General features: G+C 69.2%; 2 protein-coding genes. One reads left to right on the top strand and one right to left on the bottom strand.

What is annotated here, in order from left to right:
* Nucleotides 1-49: 49 nt before the first annotated feature.
* Nucleotides 50-1,333: a phosphoserine phosphatase SerB gene (gene serB, locus ACFCV8_RS35540; RefSeq protein WP_376689683.1), complete on the bottom strand. Its 1,284-nt coding sequence runs from the start codon at nucleotides 1,331-1,333 to the stop codon at nucleotides 50-52.
* Between the two features lie 379 nt (nucleotides 1,334-1,712).
* Between serB and ACFCV8_RS35535 the strand changes: the two genes are divergently transcribed.
* A complete protein-coding gene (locus tag ACFCV8_RS35535) occupies nucleotides 1,713-4,283 on the top strand; it encodes an FHA domain-containing protein (protein ID WP_376689682.1) in 2,571 nt (856 codons plus the stop codon).
* Nucleotides 4,284-4,337: the final 54 nt, after the last annotated feature.

Here is a 4,337-nt window from a genome sequence, read left to right as displayed (position 1 = left end):
GCTGCGGGGGCCCTGTCGTACGCGCGGGACGCGGCGTTCGTCCGTACGGTCAGTCGACGAGGCCGTCGGCGGCCTCGACCTCCTCGCGGGTGATGCCCAGCAGATAGAGCACGGTGTCCAGGAACGGCACGTTCACCGCGGTGTGCGCGGCCTCCCGGACCACCGGCTTGGCGTTGAAGGCCACGCCGAGGCCGGCTGTGTTCAACATGTCCAGGTCATTGGCGCCGTCGCCGATCGCGACCGTCTGCGCCAGCGGCACCCCGGCCTGCTCGGCGAAGCTGCGCAGCAGCCGGGCCTTGCCCGCCCGGTCGACGATGTCACCGACGACCCGCCCGGTGAACTTCCCGTCGGCCACTTCCAGGGTGTTGGCGGAGGCGAAGTCGAGCCCGAGCCGTTCCTTCAGGTCGTCGGTGACCTGGGTGAACCCGCCCGAGACCACCCCCACTTGGTAGCCGAGACGTTTCAGCGTACGGATCAGGGTGCGGGCCCCCGGCGTCAGCCGCACCTCGGCACGTACCTTGTCCACCACCGAGGCGTCGAGCCCGGCCAGCAGTGCCACCCGCGCGTGCAGCGACTGCTCGAAGTCCAGCTCGCCGCGCATCGCCTGCGCGGTCACCTCGGCGACCTTGTCCTCGCAGCCCGCGTGGGCCGCGAACAGCTCGATGACCTCGTCCTGGATCAGCGTCGAGTCGACGTCCATGACGACCAGCCGCTGGGCCCGGCGGCTCAGCCCGGCCGACACCACCGCGATGTCGACACCGATGCCGGCGGCCTCGGTCGCGAGTGCGGTCCGCAGATCCTCGGTCGCGGTGCCGGACACCGCGAACTCCACCGCCGTGACGGGGTACTTCGCGAGCCGGAAGATGCGGTCGATGTTGCCTCCGGTGGAGGTGATGGTGGCCGCTATGGCGGCGGTCGACTCCGCGGTCAGCGGGTGTCCGAGCACCGTCACATGGGAACGCCCGACACCACGCGGCCGGTTGTCACCCGTGCCGGAGATGATCTCGGCCTGGAGCTTCTGCGAATCGGCCCAGCTGTGCACGGTCGCGCGCAGGTCGCCCTCGGTGGTGCCGCCCGTGACCGGGGCGGTGATCAGTACGCACAGGACGATACGGCCACGGGTGACGACCTGCTCGATGTCGACGACATCGACGGAGTAGGCGGCGAGGGTATCGAAGAGCCCGGCGGTGAGGCCGGGGCGGTCCTTCCCGAAGATCTTCACGAGAAGGGTGGGAGTGCCGGTGCCCCGACGGGACTCAGGAGACTCACGGGACTCAGGAGGCTCAGGGGACTCGGGAGACGAGAAGGACTGAGATGGCTGAGATGCGCTCATGATGCTTCCACCGTATCGGTCCGCCGCCGGGTGCCGGAGGTCCGTCCCGAGGAACGGACAGCGTCCGCGGACCGTACGTCACGACCGGGGCGCGGACCCGGTGACGGACCGCGTGCGTCCGCTTTCGCCCGGTGCCCGGACGGGGGCGGCGCGGTGCGGCGCGGACATCCGGGATATCCCGTTCGCCGGCGGTTCGTACCCACTCGGGACGCTTGCCGCGTTCTCCTCCCATTGTTCGTGTCGGCACCGTAACGATGCAGGTCCAAGCGGGTACCAGGGCCCGTCCGACTTTCGTATCCGGGACTGCTCCTGGAATAGTTCCCCACGATGTTCAGCATCCCTAGACTCCCTGCGACGGGGGTAACTCGGGGGACAACTAGTGGGGCGCGGAGTGCCGGAACTCGTACTGGAATTGAATGGAAGGACCTGGACGCTCGATCCGTCCAGGTCGTACACCCTCGGACGCGATCCTCAGGGTGACCTGACGATCGACGACGCCAGGGTGTCGTGGCGGCATGCCACGATCAGCTGGGGGGGCCGGAACTGGTTCATCGAGGACCACGGCAGCACCAACGGCACCTATGCACAGGGCAGCCGGATCCAGCAGCTGGAGATCGGCCCCGGCACCGTCGTGCACCTGGGCAACGCCACCGACGGGCCGCGGCTGAGCATCACCGCAGCCGCGGGTGCCGACGTCTACGGCGGTCAGGGCGCGGGTGCCCAGCAGGCCCCCGTCCAGCAGCCCCAGCAGGGCGGCCAGGGCTGGGGCAACCAGCAGGCGCCCGTCCAGCAGCCGCAGGCACCGCAGCAGGGCTGGCAGCAGCCTCCGGCCCAGCAGCAGCCTTCGGCTCAGCAGCCGCAGCAGCCGCACATCCCGCAGCAGCAGGGCATGGCCGGTCCGCCCGGCGCGGGCGGGGCCGCGGGGGCCCCGCCGGTCCACGGCGACCGCAGCCCGACGACGTTCCACCAGTTCGCACTCGGCCGGGTCATGCGCATCGGTCGTGCGCTGGAGAACGATCTGGTCGTCTCCGACCTCCAGGTCTCGCGCAACCACGCCGAGTTCCACGCGACGCCCGACGGCCGCTTCGAGATCCGTGACCTCGGATCGCACAACGGCACGTACGTCAACGGCCAGCCGATCGCCAAGTCCGGCTCCGCGTTCATCGGGCCGAACGACACCGTCGGCGTCGGCCACTCGACCTTCCGTCTGGTCGGCGACCGGCTCGAGGAGTTCGTCGACACCGGTGAGGTCTCCTTCTCCGCCCGTCACCTGACGGTCACCGTCGACGGCGGGAAGCAGATCCTCAAGGACGTCTCCTTCGGTGTCCCGGAGAAGTCGCTCGTCGCGGTCATCGGCCCCTCGGGCTCCGGAAAGTCCACCCTGCTCAAGGCGCTCACCGGCTACCGGCCCGCCAACCAGGGCGACGTCCTCTACGACAACCGGAACCTGTACAAGCAGTTCGCCGAGCTGCGCCAGCGCATCGGTCTGGTCCCGCAGGACGACATCCTGCACAAGGAACTCACCGTCACCAAGGCCCTCAAGTACGCGGCCAAGCTCCGCTTTCCCGCGGACACCACCGAGGCCGAGCGCGAGGCCCGTATCCACGAGGTCCTCGCCGAGCTCAAGCTCGACATCCACAAGGACAAGAAGGTCACCTCGCTCTCCGGCGGCCAGCGCAAGCGCGTCTCCGTCGCCCTGGAGCTGCTCACCAAGCCGTCGCTGATCTTCCTGGACGAGCCGACCTCCGGCCTCGACCCGGGCATGGACCGCGACGTCATGCAGCTGCTGCGCGGGCTGGCCGACGACGGCCGTACGGTCCTCGTCGTCACCCACTCCGTGGCCGAGCTGGCGATCTGCGACAAGCTGCTCGTCATGGCACCCGGCGGGGCCGTCGCCTACTTCGGCCCGCCGGAGGAGGCGCTCAACTTCTTCGGCTACACCACCTGGGCCGATGTCTTCTCCGCGTTCGAGAACTACCGCGACTACGACTGGGCCGGGCGCTGGCGCGGTTCCCAGCACTACCAGATGTACGCCGCGGACATCGACGCCGTCGCCGCCCAGCCGGTGCACATGCCGCCGCAGCAGATCCGCCCGCCGAAGCCGCAGAGCTGGTCGGCCCAGTTGTGGACGCTGATCCGCCGCTACCTCTCGGTGATCGCCTCCGACAAGGGCTTCATGGGCCTGATGGTGATCCTGCCCGCCGTGCTGGGCGTGGTCAGCGTGGTCATCCCGGCCAAGTTCGGCCTGGCCCCGCCGGAAGCGCCGTCCCGGTTCAACGGAGCCGCCGGAACGATCATGCTGATCCTCGCGGTCGGCATGTGCTTCTCCGGCGCGGCCAACTCCGTACGAGAACTGATCAAGGAACGCGTCATCTACGAACGGGAACGGGCCACCGGCCTGTCCCGCTCGGCCTACCTGATGTCCAAGGTGATCGTCCTCGGCGTGATCACGGCCTTCCAGGGCGTCATCATCTGCGGCATCGGCTTCGCCACCCGCAAGCTGCCGGACGAGGGCCTGGTCATGCCGCCCGCCGTCGAGCTCTGCCTGACGATCATCGCGCTGGGCTTCACCTCGATGATGTTCGGCCTGGTCATCTCCTCGCTGGTGAAGACCTCCGAGAAGACCATGCCGCTGCTGGTCATGTTCGCGATCGTCCAGGTCGTCTTCACCGGCATCCTCTTCCAGGTGTACGGCTCGCCCGGCCTGGAGCAGTTCGCCTGGCTGATGCCGTCCCGCTGGGCCATCGCCGGTACGGCCGCGACGCTCGACCTCTCACACCTGATGGCACCGTGGGACCCGAAGGACCCGGCCAACCTGGACCCGCTCTGGGAGCACTCGGCCGGCCAGTGGGGCATCAACATCACGATCCTCCTGCTGCTCGGCATCGCCTGCGGCTTCGTGGTCGCGCGGCTGCTGCGCCGCCACGAGCCGGAAGTCATGCGCAAGTAGCGCGGACCTCCGTTGACGGACGGCCGAAGGGCGGCACCCCGCACGGGGTGCCGC

Source organism: Streptomyces sp. NPDC056347 (assembly GCF_042262625.1).
Taxonomy (GTDB): Bacteria; Actinomycetota; Actinomycetes; order Streptomycetales; family Streptomycetaceae; genus Streptomyces.
The sequence above is the reverse complement of the archived record's forward strand: the minus strand, read 5'-3'. Positions and strand labels throughout refer to the sequence as shown.